This is a genomic window from Lentzea albida (assembly GCF_900111005.1).
GTDB classification, from domain to species: domain Bacteria; phylum Actinomycetota; class Actinomycetes; order Mycobacteriales; family Pseudonocardiaceae; genus Lentzea; species Lentzea albida.
On record NZ_FOFV01000001.1, the window covers coordinates 996,236 to 1,017,991 of the forward strand.

General features: G+C 70.3%; 15 protein-coding genes. 11 read left to right on the top strand and 4 right to left on the bottom strand.

Features of this window, described 5'->3' with window-relative positions:
* Positions 1 to 3: 3 nt before the first annotated feature.
* Positions 4 to 1,509, bottom strand: a complete 1,506-nt coding sequence (locus tag BMY74_RS04925) for a DEAD/DEAH box helicase (RefSeq protein ID WP_483867888.1) — start codon at positions 1,507 to 1,509, stop codon at positions 4 to 6.
* A 297-nt stretch (positions 1,510 to 1,806) separates the two neighbouring features.
* On the opposite strand from BMY74_RS04925, the gene BMY74_RS04930 reads away from it, so the two are divergent.
* From BMY74_RS04930 to BMY74_RS04940, 3 genes are all read left to right on the top strand, one after another.
* Entirely contained in the window at positions 1,807 to 2,448 is a 642-nt protein-coding gene (locus BMY74_RS04930) for a ferritin-like fold-containing protein (RefSeq protein ID WP_089909890.1), read from the top strand.
* A gap of 43 nt (positions 2,449 to 2,491) precedes the next feature.
* On the top strand, positions 2,492 to 2,716 hold the full coding sequence (locus BMY74_RS04935) for a DUF3107 domain-containing protein (protein WP_089910556.1): 225 nt from the start codon (positions 2,492 to 2,494) through the stop codon (positions 2,714 to 2,716).
* A 193-nt stretch (positions 2,717 to 2,909) separates the two neighbouring features.
* The gene (locus tag BMY74_RS04940) at positions 2,910 to 10,415 is read left to right on the top strand and encodes a DUF7927 domain-containing protein (protein ID WP_089909893.1); all 7,506 of its coding nucleotides are present in this window, start codon (positions 2,910 to 2,912) and stop codon (positions 10,413 to 10,415) included.
* 34 nt (positions 10,416 to 10,449) lie between these two features.
* On the opposite strand, the gene BMY74_RS04945 is transcribed toward BMY74_RS04940, so the two are convergent.
* Both BMY74_RS04945 and BMY74_RS04950 read right to left on the bottom strand, forming a co-directional pair.
* Positions 10,450 to 10,764: a DUF4873 domain-containing protein gene (locus BMY74_RS04945; protein WP_089909896.1), complete on the bottom strand. Its 315-nt coding sequence runs from the start codon at positions 10,762 to 10,764 to the stop codon at positions 10,450 to 10,452.
* Complete coding sequence (locus tag BMY74_RS04950; RefSeq protein ID WP_089909899.1) at positions 10,764 to 11,447, bottom strand: TetR/AcrR family transcriptional regulator; 684 nt, start codon at positions 11,445 to 11,447, stop codon at positions 10,764 to 10,766. The genes BMY74_RS04945 and BMY74_RS04950 overlap by 1 nt, the downstream gene beginning before the upstream one ends.
* A gap of 61 nt (positions 11,448 to 11,508) precedes the next feature.
* Between BMY74_RS04950 and BMY74_RS04955 the strand changes: the two genes are divergently transcribed.
* Both BMY74_RS04955 and BMY74_RS04960 read left to right on the top strand, forming a co-directional pair.
* Complete coding sequence (locus tag BMY74_RS04955; RefSeq protein ID WP_089909902.1) at positions 11,509 to 12,396, top strand: AurF N-oxygenase family protein; 888 nt, start codon at positions 11,509 to 11,511, stop codon at positions 12,394 to 12,396.
* Complete coding sequence (locus BMY74_RS04960) at positions 12,369 to 13,154, top strand: alpha/beta fold hydrolase (RefSeq protein ID WP_245785886.1); 786 nt, start codon at positions 12,369 to 12,371, stop codon at positions 13,152 to 13,154. Before BMY74_RS04955 ends, BMY74_RS04960 begins: the two co-directional genes overlap by 28 nt.
* A 37-nt stretch (positions 13,155 to 13,191) precedes the next feature.
* Here BMY74_RS04960 and BMY74_RS04965 read toward each other — a convergent pair whose 3' ends face one another.
* Complete coding sequence (locus tag BMY74_RS04965) at positions 13,192 to 13,821, bottom strand: TetR/AcrR family transcriptional regulator (RefSeq protein WP_089909905.1); 630 nt, start codon at positions 13,819 to 13,821, stop codon at positions 13,192 to 13,194.
* A 126-nt stretch (positions 13,822 to 13,947) separates the two neighbouring features.
* On the opposite strand from BMY74_RS04965, the gene BMY74_RS04970 reads away from it, so the two are divergent.
* From BMY74_RS04970 to BMY74_RS04995, 6 genes are all read left to right on the top strand, one after another.
* Positions 13,948 to 14,901, top strand: a complete 954-nt coding sequence (locus BMY74_RS04970; protein ID WP_245785887.1) for an alpha/beta fold hydrolase — start codon at positions 13,948 to 13,950, stop codon at positions 14,899 to 14,901.
* 40 nt (positions 14,902 to 14,941) lie between these two features.
* Positions 14,942 to 15,940, top strand: coding sequence for a DUF3152 domain-containing protein (locus BMY74_RS04975; protein WP_245785888.1), 999 nt, complete (start codon positions 14,942 to 14,944; stop codon positions 15,938 to 15,940).
* A gap of 79 nt (positions 15,941 to 16,019) precedes the next feature.
* Positions 16,020 to 17,192, top strand: a complete 1,173-nt coding sequence (moeZ, locus tag BMY74_RS04980; RefSeq protein ID WP_089909914.1) for an adenylyltransferase/sulfurtransferase MoeZ — start codon at positions 16,020 to 16,022, stop codon at positions 17,190 to 17,192.
* A gap of 262 nt (positions 17,193 to 17,454) precedes the next feature.
* On the top strand, positions 17,455 to 18,252 hold the full coding sequence (locus BMY74_RS04985) for a TIGR02569 family protein (RefSeq protein ID WP_089909917.1): 798 nt from the start codon (positions 17,455 to 17,457) through the stop codon (positions 18,250 to 18,252).
* A 105-nt stretch (positions 18,253 to 18,357) separates the two neighbouring features.
* Positions 18,358 to 20,277 carry a molybdopterin oxidoreductase family protein gene (locus BMY74_RS04990; protein WP_089909920.1) on the top strand — a complete coding sequence of 640 codons (1,920 nt, stop codon included), beginning with the start codon at positions 18,358 to 18,360 and terminating at the stop codon, positions 20,275 to 20,277.
* On the top strand, positions 20,274 to 21,704 hold the full coding sequence (locus BMY74_RS04995; RefSeq protein ID WP_089909923.1) for an FAD-dependent oxidoreductase: 1,431 nt from the start codon (positions 20,274 to 20,276) through the stop codon (positions 21,702 to 21,704). The genes BMY74_RS04990 and BMY74_RS04995 overlap by 4 nt, the downstream gene beginning before the upstream one ends.
* Positions 21,705 to 21,756 lie beyond the last annotated feature (52 nt).

Here is a 21,756-nt window from a genome sequence, read left to right on the forward strand (position 1 = left end):
TGATCAGTCTGCCGAAGGAGCGGCCTGTTCGGCAGAGCTTCGGCGACGACGGCGCCGGCGCGGCTTGTCCGAGGCGGACTTCTCGGCGCCCTCGGACGCGGACTGCGCCTGCTCACCGGACTCCTGCGACACGCCGGCACGGCTGCGCGTGCGCGAACGGGTCCGCTTCGGCCTGGTCTCCTCGTTGTTCGCCTCCGCGGCCTGGTCGCCCTCGGAGCGGGACGAGCCGGGGCGGCGGCTGCGGCGCTTGCGCTTGCCGGCGTCGAGCTGCTCCTCCTCTTCGGCGTCGAGGCCCGCGCGGGTGCGGTGGCTCAGCGGCAACCGGCCGGTCGAACCGGACGGGATGCCCATGTCGGCGAACAGGTGGTCGGACGTCGAGTACGTCTCCACCGGCAGCGGCGCGCCCAGGCCGAGCAGGTCGTTGACGACCTGCCAGCGGTTCGTCTCGTCCCAGTCGACGAACGTGACCGCGATGCCCATGCGCCCGGCACGGCCCGTGCGGCCGATGCGGTGGACGTACGTCTTCTCGTCCTCGGGGCACTGGTAGTTGATGACGTGCGTCACGTCGTCGATGTCGATGCCGCGCGCGGCGACGTCGGTGGCCACGAGCACGTCGACCTTGCCGCTGCGGAACGCCCGCAGCGCCTTCTCGCGCGCGCCCTGGCCCAGGTCGCCGTGCACGGCGGCCGCGGCGAACCCGCGCTCGGTCAGGTCGTCGGCGACCTTCTGCGCGGTGCGCTTGGTCCGCGCGAACACCATCGTCAGACCGCGGTCGCGGGCCTGCAGCACGCGGGCCAGCATCTCCGGCTTGTCCATCGAGTGCGCGCGGTAGACGAACTGCGAGATGTTCTCGTGCGTCTGCGGAGCGTTGTTCTCCTCCGCGCGGATGTGCGTCGGCTGGTTCAGGAACGTGCGGGCCAGCGTGATGATCGGGCCCGGCATGGTCGCGCTGAACAGCATCGTCTGGCGCTTGTCCGGGACCATGGTGAGGATGCGCTCGATGTCGGGCAGGAAGCCCAGGTCGAGCATCTCGTCGGCCTCGTCGAGCACCAGCATGCGGACCTTGCCGAGCACCAGGTGCTGCTGTTCGGCCAGGTCGAGGAGGCGGCCGGGCGTGCCGATGACGACGTCGACGCCCTTGCGGAGCTGCGCGATCTGCCGCTCGTACGGGATGCCGCCGTAGATCGCGGCGACCTTCAGGTCGAGGTGCTTCGCCGCGTCGGTGAGGTCGTGCGAGACCTGGAGGCACAGCTCACGGGTGGGCACGACCACCAGGGCCTGCGGGGTGCCGTCACCGGGCAGTTCGGTGCGGTGCAGCAGCGGCACGCCGAACCCGAGCGTCTTGCCGGTGCCGGTGCGCGCCTGGCCGATGACGTCGTCGCCGGCGAGCGCGATGGGGAGCGTCAGCTCCTGGATGGCGAACGTGCGTTCGATGCCCGCTTCGCTGAGCGCCTTGACGATCTCGTCGCGCACTCCGAGCTCGGCGAACGTGGGGGATTCGGGTGCCACCGGCGCGTCGGCCAGCAGCGGGTGGGACGTGTCCTCTTCGGGAACTCCGGCCTCGCTGTGCTCCAGCAGGACCGGGTCCAGATGTGCTTCTACTTCAGCGGTCAGGGTGATCAGCCTCTCTCGTACCAAGCGCGTACGAGCCCTGCCGGGCCTCTCGACCGCGCTTGGGAATCAGCTGCGGGAAAGGTGTACGCGCACCATTTCGTGCGCCTCGCGGCGGTTCGTCACACTCGTCACGCCGGGCGTCCAGGCCCATTCTACCTGCCCAGACGCATTTGACCACTAGGCTTGCGTCTCATGGGTGTTGCGGAGGGTGTTGTCGATCTTCTGGGAGCGCTCGCATATGGCGAGCTCTCGGCTTTCGACCGGATGACGGAGGACTCGCGCACGGCGCCGACCCTGGCGGGCCGCGCGGCGCTCGCGCAGATGGCGGCGGCCGAGATCGGGCACTTCACGCTGTTGCAGAAGCACCTCGCCGCCGAGGGGATCGCCGTCGAGGACGCGATGGCGCCGTTCGTGAAGGGTTTCGACGCGTTCCACGAGTCGACGAGCCCCAAGTCGTGGCTCGAGTCGCTCGTGAAGGCGTACGTCGGTGACGGGCTCGCGGCCGACTTCTACCGCGAGGTGGCGAACTGGCTCGACGAGCCGACGAAGGAACTCGTGCTCCACGTGCTCGCCGACACGGGTCACTCGGCGTTCGCTGAACGCGAAGTCCTGGCCGCCGTCGAGTCCGATCCGCGGGTCCGCGACCGGCTCGCGCTGTGGGGCCGGCGGCTCCTCGGAGAGGCGTTGACGCAGGCCCAGTACGTGGTGGCGGAGCGGGACGGGCTCTCGGAGCTCATCGTGCGGGGGTCGGGAGACCTCGCCGGGATCGGTCAGCTGTTCCGCCGGCTCCAGCAGTCGCACGCGCGGCGCATGACGCAGCTGGGTCTGGGCTAGGTAGGCTCGGGTTCAGTTTTTTCTCTTGAGCACGGAGGTCAGCGTGGAGGTCAGGATCGGCGTCGCGGACAGCGGGCGCGAACTCGTCGTGACCAGTGAGCTCAACCCGTCCGAGGTCGAGTCCCTGGTGGCGGACGCGGTGTCCGGCAAGTCCAGCGTGCTGACGCTGGTGGACGCCAAGGGCGCGCGGTTCGTCGTGCCCGCTGGCCGCGTCGCGTACGTGGAGATCGGCCCGCAGGACTCGCGCAGGGTCGGTTTCGGCGCCTGAGTCGTCAGAGCGGAGGAGGGCCCCGGTCGTCACGACCGGGGCCCTCCTCGTTTCGGGAACGGCGCAGTATCGGACAAGGTCGGGCAGCCCGCATCCCCGCCGTGCGTCGAGGTCGCCTGAAGCGGTGATTGCGCTGGTAGGAGGGTTTGAGCGCACCTAGCGTGACGGAGTCGTCACGCTGTTGAGGAGTGCTATGCGCGCCGCCCTGCTCGCCCTGTTGCTCGTGGTCTCGGCAACGACCTTCTCGCTGCCCGCGCAGGCGTACCAGTCGCACGCGGCCGGGTCGTGGTCCACGTCCTCGGCGCTGCCCGCGACCAACGCCTCCGCGCGCTCGACGCTGTCGTCCGGCACGCAGGTCACGGCCTCGGTGTCGGGAGCGAACGTGCGGCTGACCACGCTGAACTCCCCTCCCGGCGACCGGGGGGCGGTGCCGGGCAACTTCCGGCCGCAGATCCCGGCGAACACGGCGCTGATCGGCCTGACGGCGGCGGCCGCGGGGTGTGCGGCGTTCGTCGACTGCTTCAACCGGGGCACGCTCACGTTCTCGTTCAACCGGCCGGTGCGCGACCCGGTGCTGCACATCGCGGGCAGCGGCGCGACCGTCGGCAACACTGGCAGCACGCACGTCGCCCACACGCTGACCACGCCGGGAGTCACGCTCGACGGGCCCCTCGCGGGCGCGACCAACATGACGATCGGGCAGAACGGCACCCGCATCGAGGCGCCGAACCGCAACCTCAACGTGCTGTGCAACTCCAACGGCGCGAGGCTGGCGCCGGCGTCGTGCGGCAGCGTGAAGCTCAACGGCACGATCAGCTCCGTGAGCTTCCAGATCGACATGCTCACCAACAGCAGCACGCCGACCGACGACTTCTACGTCGCGGGTGTCTCCGTGGACGAGGACTTCGGTGACGCGCCCGCGAGCTACGACGCCGGGTCCGCCGCGAGCCACACCATCGGAGATCTGGTGATGGGCTCGGGCGTGTCGGCCGACAACCCGGCGACGATCAACACCGGGTCCGTGACGCCGAGCCCGAAGGCCGTGGCGGCCGGCGCGGACAACAACACGCCCAACGGCGACGACCTCGACGACGGCGTGGCGGCGTTCCCGCGCCTCGCCAGGTCGGACGCGGGCGAGGACTACTCGGTGCGGGTGGCCTTGTCCGGCGCCTCGCAACCAGGTCGAACCTGCGCGTGGATCGACTTCAACGGCAACGACACGTTCGACAGCGGCAACGAACGCGCCTGCACGGACTTCCCGGCCGGCGCCACCTCGGTCACGATCACGTGGAAGATCCCGGGGAGCATCAGGTGCGGCACCACCTACGCGCGCTTCCGGGCGAGCTACAACGTCGACCAGGTGCGCAACGAGAAGGGCCTCGCGGACAGCGGCGAGGTCGAGGACTACCGACTGCCGGTCGAGTGCCTGGACATCAAGAAGTCCACGACCAAGACCACGGCGAACCCCGGTGAGCAGGTGCCGTACACGGTCACCATCACCAACTCCGGCGCCACGGACGTCACCGGGCTCAGCGTCTCCGACGACCTCACGCAGGTGCTGGACGACGCGACGTTCAACAACGACCAGGCCGCGACCTCCGGCTCGATCTCCTACACCGCACCGAAACTGACGTGGTCCGGCGACATCGGCAAGGGCAGGACCGTCACGCTGACGTACTCCGTCACGGTCAAGAACCCGATCACCGGTGACCACCAGCTGCGCAACGCCGTCGTCAGCAGCGCGGGCAACTGCCTGGCCGGCTCGACCGACCCCGACTGCTCGACCACGGTGAACACACCGGGCGTGAAGATCGAGAAGTCCGTGGACCGGCAGGCCGCGAACCCCGGCGACACGGTGACGTACACGGTGAAGGTCACCAACACCGGCAAGACGCCGCTGAACGCGATGTTCGCCGATGACCTGACGAAGGTGCTCGACGACGCGACCTGGGGCTCCGCGACGGCGTCCAGCGGCACGGCGAACTTCGTGTCCCCGACGCTGACCTGGACGGGCGCGCTGGCCGTCGGCGCGTCGGCGACGGTCACCTACACGGTCGTCGTGACCGGCAAGGGCGACAAGCAGCTCACGAACGTCGTCACCTCGGAGACGCCCGGCAACAACTGCGTGCCGAGCTGCACGACCGACACCCCGGTCTCCGGCATCACCTTCGAGAAGAAGGCCGACAAGCAGTCGGCGAACCCCGGCGAGACCGTCACGTACACGGTCACCGTCACGAACACCGGCAGGACTCCTTGGCAGGGCGCCACTTTCACCGACGACCTGGCGCGCGTCCTCGACGACGCCGAGTGGGTGTCGGCGGCAGCGTCGTCGGGCACGGCCGAGTTCACCGCGCCGAAGCTGACCTGGACCGGCAACCTGCCGGTCGGCGGGTCCGCGACCGTCACCTACGCGGTGAAGGTCACCAACCCCGTCCAGGGCGACTTCCAGCTGGCCAACGCGATCACGTCCACCACGCCGGGCGGCAACTGCCCGCCGGGGTCGACCGATCCGAAGTGCGGCACGACCACACCGGTCGCCGGCTTGAAGATCGAGAAGTCCGTCGACCGGCAGTCCGCGAACCCCGGTGACACCGTCACGTACACGGTGAAGGTCACCAACACCGGCAAGACCGCGCTGAACGCCACGTTCTCCGACGACCTGTCGAAGGTGCTGGACGACGCCGACTGGATCGGCACCAGCGCGGGCACGTTCACCTCGCCGGTGCTGACGTGGAACGGTTCGCTCGCGGTCGGTGGCTCGGCCACCGTCACGTACTCGGTGAAGGTGACCGGCAAGGGCGATCACCTGCTGGACAACGTGATCACCTCGACCACGCCCGGCTCCAACTGCCCGGAGGGGTCCGCGGACGCGGACTGCCGCACCTCCACGCCCGTGTCCGGGGTGGAGATCAAGAAGGGCGTGGACCGGCAGTCCGCGAACCCCGGTGACACCGTGAAGTACACGGTCACCGTGCGGAACACCGGCAAGACGGCGTCGACCCCGTCGTTCATCGACGACCTGACGCAGGTGCTCGACGACGCGACCTGGGGTTCGGTCACCGCTTCGAGCGGTACGGCGGACTTCGCCGCGCCGAAGCTGACCTGGACCGGCCCGCTGGCGCCCGGCGAGGCGGCGACGATCACCTACACCGTGGTCGTGAACGGCAAGGGCGACAAGCAGCTGACGAACGTCGTCACCTCGGAGACGCCGGGGAACAACTGCGTGCCGAACTGCACGACGACGACCCCGGTGTCCGGCGTCGAGTTCGAGAAGGCGGTCGACCGGCAGTCGGCCAAGCCCGGCGACACCGTCAAGTACACGGTGACCGTGCGCAACACCGGCAAGACCCCGTTGCAGGGAGCCACGTTCACCGACGACCTGGCGAAGGTCCTGGACGACGCCGAGTGGGTTTCCGCTGAAGCCTCAACGGGTTCGGCGACCTTCACGGCTCCGCGGCTCACGTGGACCGGCGATCTCGCGGCCGGCGGCACGGCCACCGTCACCTACACGGTGAAGGTCGGCGACCCGGCGGACTTCAGGCTGGACAACGTCATCACGTCGACCACGCCCGGCGCGAACTGCCCCGGCGGCGACAAGTGCTCGACCAGCACACCGATCGCCGGGCTGCGGATCGAGAAGTCCGACGACCGCGACCAGGTCGTGCCCGGTGACACCGTGACCTACACGATCAAGGTCACCAACACCGGCCAGACCGTCCAAACAGGAGCGTCGTTCACCGACGACCTGACGCAGGTCCTGGACGACGCGCGCTACAACGACGACGCGCAGGCCACGATCGGCGCCGTCGCGCTGGTGTGGCCGAGGCTGGAGTGGAAGGGCGACCTGCCGATCGGGGCCACCGCCACGATCACCTACACGGTGACGGTGAAGAACCCGAACCCCGGCGACAAGAGGCTCAACAACAAGATCACCTCGGACACGCCCGGCACCAACTGCCCGCCGGGGTCCAAGGACCCGTCGTGCAGCACCGAGACGCCCGGCCGTGAGCTGACGATCGAGAAGAAGGTGGACCGGCAGCCCGCGAACCCCGGTGACCCGGTCACCTACACCGTGACGATCACCAACACCGGCCAGGTGCCGCTGACCGGCGCGAAGGTGACGGACGACCTGTCCGGCGTGCTCGACGACGCCACGTGGGTGTCCGGGCAGGCGACTCCGGGTGCGGTGGCGCTCGTGGCACCGACGCTGACGTGGACCGGTGACCTCGCGGTCGGCGCCACGGCGACGGTGACGTACGTGGTCCGCGTCGACGACCCGATCAAGGGCGATCACGCGCTGGTCAACCGCGTCAGCACCGAGATCCCCGGCAACTGCCCGCCCGGCTCGACGGATCCCCGTTGCGGCACCACGACCCCGTTGCCCGGCATGGAGATCGTGAAGGAGGTCGACCGGAAGTCCGCGAACCCCGGCGACACCGTCACCTACACCGTGACCGTGCGGAACACGGGTCAGACCGAGCTGAACGCGTCGTTCCGCGACGACCTGACCCAGGTCCTCGACGACGCGACGTGGGGCGGCACGGACGCGGGCACGTTCACCTCGCCCGTGCTGACCTGGAACGGCACGCTGCCGGTCGGCGGGACCGCCACCATCAGGTACTCGGTCGTCGTGACCGGCAAGGGTGATCACCAGCTGACGAACGTCGTCACGTCCGACACCCCCGGCAACAACTGCGTGCCGAACTGCACGACGACGACCCCGGTGTCCGGCGTGCAGATCACGAAGACCGCCGAGCCGTCGTCGGCCAAGCCGGGCGACACCGTCACGTACACCGTGACCGTGCGGAACACCGGCAGGACCGTGCTCGACGCGTCGTTCCGCGACGACCTGACCGGTGTGCTGGACGACGCCACGTGGATCGGCGCGAGCGCGGGCACGTTCGCCTCGCCCGTGCTGACCTGGTCCGGACAGCTGGCGGTGGACGGGACGGCGACCGTCACGTACACGGTGAAGGTGACCGGCGCCGGCGACAAGCGGCTCAAGAACGTCGTGACGTCCGAGACGCCGGGCAACAACTGCGCCGACGGCTGCACGACGGACACGCCGGTCGCCTCGCTGAAACTCGTGAAGAGGTCCGAGCCCGCCACGGCGAAACCCGGTGACATCGTCAAGTACACGGTGACGATCTCCAACACCGGTCAGACGGTCCACAGTGGAATCTCCGTGACCGACGACCTGACCGGGGTGCTGGACGACGCGACCTGGAACGACGACCAGGTCCCCAGCGCGGGCACGCTGTCCTTCGCGGCACCGGAGCTGACGTGGACCGGTGACCTCGCGGTCGGGGCGTCGGTGACGGTCACGTACTCGGTGAAGGTCACGGGAGCGGGGGACAAGCGGCTGAAGAACGTGGTGTCGTCGGAGACCCCGGGCACCGACTGCTCGGAGGGCTGCACGACCGACACCCCGGTGGCGGGCCTCGCGATCGAGAAGGAGGTCTCGCCGGACAAGCCCGTGCCGGGTGACGTAGTGACCTACACGGTGACCGTGAAGAACACCGGCCAGACGGCCCAGAAGGCGTCGTTCCGCGACGACCTGACCGGCGTGCTGGACGACGCGACCTGGAACGACGACGCGGCGGCGACCGTGGGCGAAGTCGCCTACGCGGCTCCGGCGCTGACGTGGACCGGTGACCTGCCGATCGGCTCGCAGGCCGTCATCACCTACTCGGTGAAGGTGACCGGCGACGGTGACCACAGGCTCACCAACGTCGTCACCTCGGACACGCCCGGCGGCAACTGCCCGCCGGGGTCGGCCGATCCGAAGTGCTCGACCTCGACCCCGTTGCCGGGCATGGAGGTCAGCAAGTCCGTCGACGTGAAGTCGGCCAAGCCCGGTGACACCGTGACGTACACCGTCGAGGTCGTGAACACCGGTCAGACCGACCTGCTCGGAGCCTCGTTCTCCGACGACCTGGGCAAGGTCCTGGACGACGCGACGTTCGGCACGTGGTCGGCTTCGGGTGGCACGGTGGCGGTCGCCGAGCCGACGCTGACGTGGACCGGCGATCTTCTGGTCGGCACCTCGGTGACCGTGACGTACACGGTCGTCGTGAAGAACCCGGTGACCGGTGACTTCAGCCTGGACAACGTCGTGACGACGAAGACACCGGGCGGCAAGTGCGTCGAGTGCGCGACCGTCACGCCGATCGCCGGGCTGAAGCTGGTGAAGAAGTCCGAGCCGGAGTCCGCCAAGCCGGGTGACACCGTCCGGTACACCGTGACGGTCACCAACACCGGCAAGACGGTCCACAGTGGAATCTCGGTCACCGACGACCTGTCCGGTGTGCTGGACGACGCCACCTGGATCGGCACGGACGCGGGCACGTTCACCTCGCCCGTGCTGACGTGGACGGGTGACCTCGCGGTCGGCGCGTCGGTGACGATCACGTACTCGGTGAAGGTGACCGGCGACGGCGACAAGCGGCTCAAGAACGCCGTGACGTCGGACGTGCCGGAGACCGACTGCTCGGACGGCTGCACCACGGACACCCCCGTCGCCGGCTTCCAGCTCGTGAAGAAGGCGGACCGGACCGAGGCGAAGCCGGGGGAGAAGGTCACGTACACGATCGTCGTGAAGAACACCGGCGCCACCGTGTTGCAGGACGCCACGTTCGTCGACGACATGACCGAGGTGCTCGACGACGCCACCTACAACGGCGACGCGGCCTCGACCTCGGGCTTCGCGACCTACGCCGAGCCGAAGCTGACGTGGAAGGGCACGCTCGGGCAGGGCGCCGAGGCGACGGTCCGGTACTCCGTGACCGTCACGAGCAAGGGCGACCTGCGGCTGAAGAACGTCGTCACGTCCGACACCCCCGGCTCGAACTGCCGCGACGGCTGCTCGGTCGAGGTCCTCGTGCCGCGGCTGGAGATCGTGAAGAAGGTGGACGTGGCGTCGGCCAAGCCCGGCGACCTCGTCACCTACACCGTGACGGTCACGAACACGGGCCAGACCGCGTTGCCGGCGGCGAGCTTCGTCGACGACCTGAGCGGCGTGCTCGACGACGCGTCCTTCGTGGACACGAGCGCCGGCGCGTTCACCGCGCCGAAGCTCACGTGGACCGGCGAACTCGCCGTCGGGGCCACGAGGTCGGTCACGTACCGGGTGCGGGTGAACGACCCGCCGACCGGTGACTTCCGCCTCCGCAACGTGGTCACGTCCGGCACGCCGTCGAACTGCCCCGGCGAGGAGTGCGGCACCGAGACCCCGGTGTCGGGCCTGGAGGTCGTCAAGAAGGCGGACCGGACCGAGGCGAAACCGGGCGACCGGATCACCTACACCGTGACCGTCCGGAACACGGGCCGGACGCCGGTCGAGGCCTCGTTCAGCGACTCGCTGGCCGACGTGCTGAAGCACGCGACCTGGGACGGCACCGACGCGGGCACCTTCGCGTCACCGGTGCTGACCTGGTCCGGCGAGCTGGCGGTCGGGGCCACGGCCACGATCACGTACCGGGTGACCGCGACCGGGCCCGGCGAGCTGCGCAACGTCGTGACCTCGGACGTGCCGGGCTCGAACTGCAAGCCGGGCGGGTCCGACCCGAGGTGCTCGGCGACGGTGAAGGTGCGGCAGGACCCGCCGATCGCGTGGACCGGTTTCCCGGCACTGCCCCTGGCGGCGTTCGGCCTGGTCCTGGTGCTCGCGGGCGTGCTGCTGAGGAGGAGGAACGCGTAGCCGTGGCGGCCCGGCGCTCGTCCGGGCCTCCCCGCTAGTGCTCGACCGGCTCCTCGATCCGGTAGGGCGGGGTGGACGTGCCACCGACCCGGTAGCGGCCCCACGGGTCCTGGTCGGTGAGCGTCCCCTCCGCCTCGCCGGTGGGGGTGCGCAGCACCGCCTTGCGGGCGCCCCCTTCGACGCGGCTCGTGACGTCGTCGCTGGCCTTCACGCGCCCGTACCAGTGGTAGCGGCCGTCGATCGGCTGGAAGTAGCCCCGGAGGTCGACCTCGACCGGGACCGCGTCCTCGCCGAACACCAGGACCGCGGAGCCGCTGTAACCCTCTTCGTCGTGCTCGTGCTCGCTCATCAATCAACCAATCGGAGAGGCGTGAGGGGTTGTCCGGGGTCCGCCTGGATGCCCGCCGACCGCAGCAGCCCGTCGATGGCGTGCCAGATCAGCGTGGCGAGGTAGTCGCTGAGGTTCGCGCGGGACATGGTCTGGCGGTCGAGCCACCAGTCGCCCGCGTTCTGCACCATGCCGACGAGCGCGTGCGCCCACGGCTCGGCGCCGCCGGAGTCCATGTCGAACGAGCGCAGGTAGTCGCCGAGGATCCGGGCCAGGGTCGTCGCGATGAGGTTCTTGTCCTCCGCGACCAGGTCCTTCTCCACCGGCCGGTCGACGAACGAGCCCTTGACCACGAACTTGTAGAGGTTCGGGTTCTCCTCGATCACCGACAGGTAGGCGTCGACGATGCCCGCGATGCGGCCGCGGATCGGCCCGTCGGCGACCAGGGCCGGGCCCATGCGGTCCATCAGCAGTTCGGTGGCCTTCTGGCCCACTGCCAGGTACAGGTCGGACTTGTCGGTGAAGTGCCGGTACAGCACCGGCTTGCTGACGCCGGCCTCCGCGGCCACGTCGTCCATGCCGACGTCCGGGCCCTTCCTCGCCACGGCGGCGATCGTGGCCTCCACGAACTCCGCCCTGCGCTGCTCGCGGTGACCCTTCCACCGCTCCCGTCGCGCGTCCGGCCCCTTGACAGTACGTGCCATGTGACGCACGCTACCAGAAGTAACCGTTACCTCAAGTAACACTTACCGGGGAGGGCAACCGATGAGGGTCGCCGATCGGGAGAAGACCGCGGAGAGGCTGCTCAAGTCGTCCGCCGAGAAGTTCTACGACCCCGAGGTGGACATCGACTGGTCCGCACCTCTGGCCGAAGGCCTCTTCTACATCCCTGAAAAGCGCATTTCGCTCTACGGCACGCCTCTCTACGACTCGCTCACGCAGGAGCAGCGCATCGAGCTGTCGAAGCACGAGCTGGCGTCCATCGCGTCCGTGGGCCTGTGGTTCGAGCTGCTGCTCATGCAGATGCTGGTCAAGATGGTCTACAACACCGACCCGACCTCGCGGCACGCCCAGTACGCGCTGACCGAGGTCGCCGACGAGTGCCGTCATTCGACGATGTTCGCGCGCCTGGTCGAGCGGATCGGCTGCCCGGCCTACGGGCCGACGAAGCACACGCACCGCATGGGCAAGCTGCTGCCGATCATCGGCTACGGCCCTGCGATGTACGGCTCGATCCTGGTCGCCGAGGAGATCCTCGACCGGCTGCAGCGCGAGGCGATGACCGACGAGACCGTCCAGCCGATCGTGCGGATGGTGAACCGGATCCACGTGCTCGAGGAGGCCCGCCACGTGCGGTTCGCCCGCGAGGAGCTCCAGCGGGGCATGGCCGGGCTCAAGGGCTACGAGAAGCCGTACCAGAAGTGGCTGATCGGGTACGTGTCGATGATGATCACGCGCGCGATCATCAACCCGCAGGTGTACGCGGCCGTCGGCCTGGACGTGCGCGAGGCGCACCGCCAGGCGCTCGGCAACCCGAAGTTCCAGGAGACCATCCGCTGGTCGGGGGAGCGGATCATGTCGTTCCTGGATGAGGCCGGACTCGTCGGAAAGCCGGGGATGCGCTCGTGGCGCCGCTCGTTCTTGATCGGCTGAACGTCGTCACGTCGGGGCCTTCGTCCTCCGACGTGACCGCCGTCCTGCTGCACGGCTGGACCATGGACCTCACGACGTGGGACCGCGTCGCCGCCGCACTGCCCGGCCGGGTCGTGCGCTACGACGTGCGCGGTCACGGGCTCTCGGCGGGCACCGGCACCGGGACCATCGCGGACCTCGCGGACGACCTGGCGGCCGTGCTGGACAGGCACGTCCCCACCGGGCGGATCGTGCTGGCCGGCCACTCGCTGGGCGGCATGACGATCATGGCGCTCGCCGAGCAGCGCCCCGAGCTGTTCGAGCGCGTCTCGGGCGTGGCGCTGATCGCCACGTCGTGCGGGAACCTGCCGCGGCAGAGCGCGGTGGAGCGACTTGCGGGGAAGTGGCTGGTCAAGCGGCCCAAGGTCGGGTTCGGGCGGGTGCTCGCGCCGGGTCTGCGGGTGACGTTCGGGCGTCGTCCGCGCTGGGCCGACGTGCGGGCCGCCGCGGCGATGGCCGGGAACACGTCCGGCGAGGCGTTCGTCGGGATCCGCGAGGAGTTGACGCTGCACCAGCGGCGCGAGGCGCTGGCCGTGCTGTCGGACGTCCCGACCGTCGTGATGGCGGGGTCGTGGGACGTGCTGACGCCCATGCGGCACTCACGGGTGCTCGCCGAGGCGCTGCCGTCGGCGCGGTTCGTGATCTACCCGAAGACCGGGCACATGCTGCCGCTCGAACGCTCCGAGGACGTGGCCAGACGGATCGCCGCGCTGATGTGAGAAAGGGCCCGCGCCGAGCGGGCCCTTTTTCGCGTCGTCAGTGCTGGAGCGGGAAACCGCCACCGATGCCGCGCCACGCCAGGTTGGAGATCAGCGCGACCGCCTCCTCCTTCGGCACCCGGCGGTTGTCGGCGAGCCAGGACCGGGCGGTGACCTGCGACAGGCCGACGAGGCCGACGGCCAGCAGGCGGGCGCGCTCCTCGTCGAGGCCGGCGTCGGCCGTGATGGTCTCGGTGATCGCGTCGACGGAGTCCGTCGTGGCGCGCTCGACCGCGGACTGCACCGACGGCTCCGAGCGCAGGTCCGACTCGAACACCATGCGGAACGCCTGGCCCTCGCCGTCCACGAAGTCGTAGAACGCGGCCACGGCGGCACGCACGCGCAGCTTGTTGTCACTCGTGGAGCCGATGGCGGTGCGCACGCGGCCGACCAGCTCGTCCACATGGGACTCGAGCAGTGCCATGTAGAGCTCGAGCTTGCCCGGGAAGTGCTGGTACAGCACAGGCTTGGACACGCCGGCACGTTCGGCGATCTCGTCCATCGCCGCGGCGTGGTAGCCGTTGGCGACGAACACGTCCTGCGCCGCTGCCAGCAGTTGCGCGCGGCGGGCGGTGCGCGGCAGTCGAACGCCCCTTCCTGCGGGTGCGCTCTGCGCCGTCTCCGTCATTGGTGCCTCCAGCACGAGTGATGCGCCGTCGGAGAGGGGTTGCCTGACCGGGGCTGAGCGCAACCTTACTCGCTGGTAGCCCACATGCGGGAACCATCTGGGCCCGATTTCCCGCATCCTGGTCCGGTGAGCACGTTCATCCCCGCCCCGTTGTCCACCGTCGAGCTGCCGCCGCTGGACACGTCCCAGACGCCGTGGCCCGGCGAGTTCCAGCAGGTCGACGGCCACGAGGTGCACATCAGGACCACCCCCGGCGACGGTCCTCCCGCCGTGTACGTGCACGGCCTCGGCGGGTCCGCGACGAACTGGACGGATCTCGCGGCCCAGCTGCGCGACCACGTCACCGGTCACTCGATCGACCTGCCCGGGTTCGGGCGGTCGGAGCCGATCCCGGGCTACGACTTCAGCCTCGCCACGCACGCGCGCACGGTGACCAAGTACCTGGAAACGCTCTCACAGCCCGTGCACCTGTTCGGCAACTCCATGGGCGGCGCCATCTCGGTCATCGTCGCCGCGGGCAGGCCGGACCTCGTGAAGACGCTCACGCTGGTCTCCCCGGCCGTGCCGGACTTCCGGCCCCGCCTCGACCGCATGTCCGACCCGCGGATGGCCCTCGCCGTCCTGCCGGTCGTCGGCGCCAGGGTCCGCCGCGAGCTCGCGAAGCTGACGCCGCACCAGCGGACCAGGCAGATGCTGGAGCTGTGCTTCGCCGACCCGAGCGTCGTGCCGGACAACCGCATCGAGGAGTCGATCGCGGAGAACGAGGAGCGCGCCCGGCAGAGGTGGGCGGGGCACGCCCTCAACCGCAGCACGGTCGGTCTCGTGCAGAGCTGGCTCACACCCGGCGCGAGGTCCCTGTGGCGGCTCCTGCCGCTGGTCGAGGCGCCGACGCTGGTGCTGTGGGGCGAGAACGACCGGCTCGTCAGCGTCCGGAAGGGCCCGCGGACGGCGCGGGCGCTGCCGAAGGGGCGACTGCTGGTGCTCCCCAAGACCGGCCACGTCGCCCAGATGGAGCGGCCCGCCACCGTGGCGAGGGCCGTGCTGGGCATGTGGGAGGCCGTCGACCAGAACACATGGTGACGAACGACGGCCATACGGGGGATGTGGGACCCTGGACGACGTGAATCGCGCCCCCGAGCGAGGACGCTCTGCTCCGCCCGCTGACCGCTACCGCCGTGGCGAGCGCCGGACCAGCGCGGAACCGCTCGCGGCCTCCTGGGAACCGGACGCCACGCAGGCGATGCGGCGGCCCCGCAAGGCCCGCGGTGTGAAGAGACTCGTCGCCAACTACGGGTGGCGGATCTACGCGATCCCGGTCCTGCTCGTGCTGACGGCTCTGGTGGTGCTCGACACCGTCCAGCCGAAGGCGCCCGCGACCGGGAGCGACGGCACCAGCACGAACGCCGCCGAGACGCCCGTGAGCACGCCCGAGGTGCCTCCGTCGGAGCTGCCGGGCAAGAAACCCGACCTGAAGATCCCGACCGCCGAGCTGCCCGCCGGTCCGGACTTCTCGCAGGACGGCGTCGGCACGTTCAAGGTCGTCGCGGGCAGCGGCCCCCGCGTCGGCGAGGGCGGCGCGCCGAAGTTCCGCAGGTACGCGATCGCCATCGAGGACGGCGTCAAGCCGGCCGACTACAACGACGACGCGGCCGCGTTCGCCCGCACCGTCGAGGGGATCCTCTCCGACCCGCGCAGCTGGATCGGCACCAAGCAGGTCGCGCTGCAGCGGGTCGAGGCGAACCAGAACCCGGACTTCGTCGTGGCGCTGACCACCACGAAGACGACCCACACGCTCTGCGGCAAGGAGATCCCGTTCGAGACCTCCTGCTTCAACCCCGCCCAGAAGCGCGTGATCATCAACGTCGCGCGCTGGGTCCGCGGCGCCATGGTCTACGGCTCCGACCTGGCCGGATACCGCACGTACGTGATCAACCACGAGGTCGGGCACGCCCTGGGCAGCGGCCACGCGGCGTGCACCGAGAACGACGCGCCGGCCCCCGTGATGATGCAGCAGACGTTCGGCGTCTCGAACGACTTCGTCTCGCAGCTCAACGCGGGCCAGGACGTCGTGCCGGCCGACGGCAAGGTGTGCAAGCCGAACGCGTTTCCCGCTGGGTGAGACGGCTTTCCAACGGGGAAGAGCCGAGGCAGGGTAGACGTTGTCTCGGACACGGAGACATTCGTCGAGGAGGACCAGCATGGCGCTTCCGCCGCTCGTTGAGCCAGCCGCGGAGCTGACCAAGGAAGAAGTCGCGCGCTACAGCCGGCACCTGATCATCCCGGACGTCGGGGTGGACGGGCAGAAGCGCCTGAAGAACGCGAAGGTGCTCGTCGTCGGCGCGGGCGGCCTGGGCAGCCCGGCACTGCTGTACCTGGCCGCGGCCGGGGTCGGCACGCTCGGCGTCGTCGACTTCGACGTCGTGGACGAGTCGAACCTGCAGCGCCAGGTGATCCACGGCCAGTCCGACGTCGGCCGCCCCAAGGCGGAGTCGGCGCGCGACTCGGTCGCCGAGATCAACCCGTTCGTCAAGGTGGTCCTGCACCAGACGCACCTCAACTCCGAGAACGCGCTGGAGATCTTCCGCGACTACGACCTGATCCTCGACGGCACCGACAACTTCGCCACCAGGTACCTGGTGAACGACGCCGCGGTGCTGCTGGGCAAGCCGTACGTGTGGGGCTCGATCTTCCGGTTCGAGGGCCAGGTCAGCGTCTTCTGGGAGGACGCCCCGAACGGCCAGGGCCTCAACTACCGCGACCTCTACCCGGAGCCGCCGCCTCCCGGCATGGTCCCCTCCTGCGCCGAGGGCGGCGTGCTGGGTGTGCTGTGCGCGTCCATCGGCTCGATCATGGTGACCGAGGCGATCAAGCTGCTCACGGGCATCGGCGACCCGCTGCTGGGCCGCCTGATGGTCTACGACGCGCTCGAGATGTCGTACCGGACCATCAAGATCCGCAAGGACCCGGAGTCGCCGAAGATCACCGAGCTGATCGACTACGAGGCGTTCTGCGGGGTCGTGTCCACGGACGCGCAGCAGGCCGCCGCGGGCAACACGATCACGCCGCTCGAGCTCAAGCACAAGCAGGAGTCCGGTGAGGACTTCCTGCTGGTGGACGTGCGCGAGCCGCACGAGTACGAGATCGTCAAGATCCCGGGCTCGGTGCTGATCCCGAAGGACAGGATCCTCTCGGGCGAGGCGTTCTCGGAGCTGCCGCAGGACAAGCCGCTCGTGCTGCACTGCAAGTCCGGTGCCCGGTCCGCCGAGGCCCTCGCCGCGCTGCACAAGGCGGGGTTCAAGGACGCCGTGCACGTCGGTGGCGGCGTGCTGGCGTGGGCCCGCGAGGTCGACCCGAGCCTGCCCACTTACTGACGCGAGTTCGTGCCGGTCGTCCGGTCAACCGTTCTCGTCGAATTCGGCGTAGCCCAATTCGACGAGAACGATTCGGCCGGACGACCGGCTTCTCGACGGACTCGCCGCCACCTGCGGAGCAGTGGCCGTCGAACACTGGTGCATTCGGGTGGTTCGGTGCCCGAATGCACCTACCAGCTGATGCGCTGTTCGGGTGGCGGCGCGAATCACGGCGTGTCGTGATCCACCACCCGGACGGTCTAAGCAGGTAGCGTGCCCGACCGTGACCCGGTCCCCCGAACCGCCCCCTGCGCACGTGCGTGCGGCGTTCGGGGCACGTGACGCCGAACCAGAGCTCATCGACGGCGGCCCGGCCTGGCGCTGCGGCGACGCCACGATCCGGCCCGCGCCCAAGCCCGCCGAGGCCACCTGGATCGCCAAGACCCTCGACGGCCTCGACGTGCACCACCTGCGCATCGGCCGCCCGCTCAGATCCACCGACGGCCGGTACGTCGTCGGCGGCTGGTCCGCCACCAAGTTCCTCGCCGGCCGGGCCGAGTCGCGTCACGACGAGGTCATCGCCGTCGCGCAGCGCCTGCACCAGGCCACGGCCGAGCTGCCCAAGCCCCGGTTCCTCGACGCCCGCACGGACGTGTTCGCCGTCGCGGACCGCAAGGCGTGGGGCGAGGAGGACGTGCCGCTCGAAGCCGACCTCGGCGGGCGGACGTTCGACGCGCTGAAGGAACTGCGCAAGCCGATCAACCTCAGGCCGCAGGTCGTGCACGGGGACCTGTTCGGCAACGTGCTGTTCGCGGGCAACGCGCCGCCGGCCGTCATCGACTTCACCGCGTACTGGCGCCCCGCCGAGTGGGCCGCGGCCGTGATCGCGGTGGACGCCGTCGCGTGGGGCGGCGCGGACTCAGGCCTGTTCCACCGGTGGAGCCACCAGGCCGAGTGGGAGCAGGCGCTGCTGCGCGCGACGCTGTTCCGCCTGGCCGTGCACGCGTTGCACCCGCTGTCGACACCGCAGTCCTTCGCGGGTCTGGAGCGGGCGGCTCACCACGTCACGACCCTGCTCTGAGCGGGCCAATTAGCAGGTACGAAACATTGCGGAGCATCGGGTTAACGCGCGGTTCCTAGCGTCAGCGGCGTGACCCATTGCCCCTACTGCGCGCTGCAGTGCTCCATGAGCGTCATCGACGGCCAGGTGACTCCTGGTCCCGGTGGGCTGTGCCAGAAGGGCTGGACGGCGGGCGAGCTGCTGCGCCATCCGGGCCGGCTCACCACGCCGTTGCTGCACGGCCGGCCCGTGTCGTGGGACGAGGCGCTGGACTTCGTGGCGTCGCGGATCGCCTCCTTCGAGCCCGACGAGGTCGCCGTGTTCGGCGGCGGCGGACTGACGAACGAAAAGGCCTACGCGCTCGGGAAGTTCGCCCGCGTGGCGTTGAAGACCTCGCAGATCGACTACAACGGCCGGTTCTGCATGTCGTCCGCCGCGGCCGCGGGCAACAAGGCGTTCGGGCTGGACCGCGGCCTGCCGTTCCCGTTGACGGACCTGCGTTCCGCCGACACCGTGCTGCTGGCGGGCTCCAACCCGGCCGAGACGATGCCGCCTTTCCTGCGGTACCTGGAAGGTGCGCGGCTGATCGTCATCGACCCGCGCCGCACGCCCACCGCCGAACGCGCGACGCTGCACCTGCAGCCCGCACCGGGCACGGACCTGGCGCTGGCACTGGGGCTGTTGCACACGGCGGTCATCGAGGGCGTGATCGACAAGGAATACGTCACCTCGCGCACCACGGGCTTCGACGACGCGTGGCGCGTCGCGGCGCAGTGGTGGCCCGAGCAGACCGAACGCGTGACCGGGGTCTCGGCCGCGGACCAGCGCGCCGCCGTGCACATGCTGGCCGGGCGGTCGTACGTGCTGAGCGGGCGCGGCACCGAGCAGCACGCGTCCGGCACCGACACCGTCTCGGCGTGGATCAACCTGGCGCTGGCGCTGGGACTTCCCGGCCGGGTGGGCTCCGGGTACGGCTGCCTGACCGGGCAGGGCAACGGCCAGGGCGGCCGCGAGCACGGGCAGAAGGCCGACCAGCTCCCCGGTTACCGCAAGATCGACGATCCCGTGGCGCGCCGGCACGTCATGGACGTGTGGGGTGTGTCGTGGCTGCCGGGACCGGGCCGCAGCGCCTACGAACTGCTCGTCGCCGAGGACGTCAAGGCGATGCTGGTGTTCGGCAGCAACCCGGTGGTGTCGGCGCCGCGCGCGTCCGGTGTGGCCGACCGGTTGCGGTCGCTGGACCTGCTGGTGGTGGCGGACTTCGTGATGTCGGAGACCGCCGCGATGGCCGACGTCGTGTTCCCGGTCACGCAGTGGGCCGAGGAGGACGGCACGATGACCAACCTCGAAGGCCGGATCATCCGGCGCCGCAAGGCACTCGACCCGCCGCCCGGAGTCCGCAGCGACCTGGAGTTGCTGCAGGGCCTGGCTTCCCGACTCGGCGTGCCGAACGGGTTCCCGGCGGAACCGGCCGAGGTCTTCGAGGAGCTGCGCCGCGCGTCCGCCGGCGGGCTCTCCGACTACTCCGGCGTCACCTACGAGCGGCTCGACTCCGAGCAACTGCACTGGCCGGTGCCCTCGGTGGAACATCCAGGCACACCAAGGCTCTTCCTCGACCGGTTCGCGCACGCCGACGGCCTCGCGCGGTTCGTCCCGGTCGACCACCGCGGCCCCGCCGAACCGCCCGACGGCGAGTTCCCGTTGCAGGCCACCACGGGACGCGTGTTGCAGCACTACCAGTCGGGCGCGCAGACGCGGCGCGTCGGCGAACTGCTGGCCGCCGTGCCCGAGATGTACGTGGAGGTGCACCCGGACACGGCGTCCCGGGCGGGACTGGCCGCCGGCGAGTCCGCACACGTCGTGTCCCGGCGGGGAACCGTGACCGCGGTCGTGCGGTGCGTGCCGAGCATGCGCCCCGACGCGGTGTTCCTGCCGTTCCACTTCCCCGGTGACGGCCGGGCGAACCTGCTCACCAACCCCGCGCTCGATCCCACGAGCCGGATGCCCGAGTTCAAGGTCTGCGCTGTGCGATTGGAGCCGGCATGAGGCGAGTGGTGGTCGTCGGGTACGGCATGGCGGGGGCACGACTGGCGGACGAGCTGCGCCGCCGCGACCCGGACGTGTCGGTGACGGTGGTGGGCGCCGAGCCGCACGCCGCGTACAACCGGGTGCTGCTGTCGACGGTGGTGGCGGGCACGATGACGCCGGAGTCGACGCGGCTGCACGACGAGAGGTGGGCGGCGGAGCACGGCGTCGACCTGCGGGTGGGCTGCGAGGTGCTGGAGATAGACCGCTCCGCGCGGACCGTGGAACTCGATTCCGGTGAACTCGTTCCCTACGACGCTCTGGTCCTCGCCACCGGCAGCACCCCGTGGGTCCCGCCCGCCGAAGGCCTGGTCGAGGACGGCGTACTCGCCCCCGGCGTCGTCGCGTTCCGCACCCTCGACGACTGCGCCGAGATCGAGGCCAAGGCCCACCGGGGCGCTCCCGTGGTCGTCCTCGGCGGCGGCCTGCTCGGCATCGAGGCCGCCCGCGGCCTGGCCGGACGCGGCTGCCTCGTCACCGTCGTCCACCCCGTCGGCCACCTCATGGAACGCCAGCTCGACCCCGATGCGGGCCACGTCCTCGCCCGCACGCTGGGCGGCCTCGGCATCGAGTTCCGGCTCAACTCCACCGCCGCCAAGTACCTCCCCGGCGACGGCCTGGTCCTCGACGACGGCACCCACCTCCCCGCCGAGCTGGTCGTGGTCTCCGCCGGCGTGCGCGCCGAGACGTCGTTGGCGCGCAAGGCGGGCCTGACCGTCGACCGCGGCATCGTCGTGGACGACGCGTTGCGCACCAGCGACCCGCGCGTCCACGCGATCGGCGACTGCGCCCAGCACCCCGGAACGGTGTCGGGCCTGGTGCAGCCCGCGTGGGACCAGGCCGCCGTGCTCGCAGACCGCCTGACCGGCGCGAACCCCGCCGCGCGGTACCGGGGGACGTCCGTCGTCACGCGGTTGAAGGCGCGCGACGTGGACCTGGCGGCGCTGGGGGACGTGCACACCGGCGTCGACTGCCCCGACTCCGAGGTCCTGTGCTTCCAGGAACCCTCGCGCGGGCGGTACGCCAAGCTCGTGCTGCGCGACGACCGGGTCGCGGGGGCGATCGTGCTCGGCGCGCCCGACGCGGCGGCCACGATCACGCAGCTCTACGACCGCGGCATCCCCGCGCCGACCGACCGGCTCGCGCTGCTGCTCGGACGGGCGTTGCCGGCGGAGGCCGCGTCCCCCGCCGACCTGCCGTCCAGCGCGGTGATCTGCCGCTGCAACACCGTCTCCAAAGGACAGATCGTGTCGGCCTGGCGGGCGGGCGCGGAGTCGTTGCCGCAGCTCGCGGAGGCCACGCGGGCGACGACCGGGTGCGGTGGCTGCAAGGACGCGGTGTGCGGGCTGCTCGACTGGCTCGGCGCCTCACAGCCCGCCCCGGCGTGATGTGCGGCTTAGTTGCCTCCGCCGTCACGCGCCAGAACGCCCTGGTAATGCG

What these genes read in the sequence shown, in the direction of transcription:
- BMY74_RS04930 (WP_089909890.1), top strand. Translation starts at nt 1,807, where the DNA reads ATGGGTGTTGCGGAGGGTGTTGTCGATCTTCTGGGAGCGCTCGCATAT.
- BMY74_RS04940 (WP_089909893.1), top strand. Translation starts at nt 2,910, where the DNA reads ATGCGCGCCGCCCTGCTCGCCCTGTTGCTCGTGGTCTCGGCAACGACC.
- BMY74_RS04945 (WP_089909896.1), bottom strand. Translation starts at nt 10,764, where the DNA reads ATGAGCGAGCACGAGCACGACGAAGAGGGTTACAGCGGCTCCGCGGTC.
- BMY74_RS04950 (WP_089909899.1), bottom strand. Translation starts at nt 11,447, where the DNA reads ATGGCACGTACTGTCAAGGGGCCGGACGCGCGACGGGAGCGGTGGAAG.
- BMY74_RS04955 (WP_089909902.1), top strand. Translation starts at nt 11,509, where the DNA reads ATGAGGGTCGCCGATCGGGAGAAGACCGCGGAGAGGCTGCTCAAGTCG.
- BMY74_RS04965 (WP_089909905.1), bottom strand. Translation starts at nt 13,821, where the DNA reads ATGACGGAGACGGCGCAGAGCGCACCCGCAGGAAGGGGCGTTCGACTG.
- moeZ (WP_089909914.1), top strand. Translation starts at nt 16,020, where the DNA reads ATGGCGCTTCCGCCGCTCGTTGAGCCAGCCGCGGAGCTGACCAAGGAA.
- BMY74_RS04990 (WP_089909920.1), top strand. Translation starts at nt 18,358, where the DNA reads ATGAGCGTCATCGACGGCCAGGTGACTCCTGGTCCCGGTGGGCTGTGC.
- BMY74_RS04995 (WP_089909923.1), top strand. Translation starts at nt 20,274, where the DNA reads ATGAGGCGAGTGGTGGTCGTCGGGTACGGCATGGCGGGGGCACGACTG.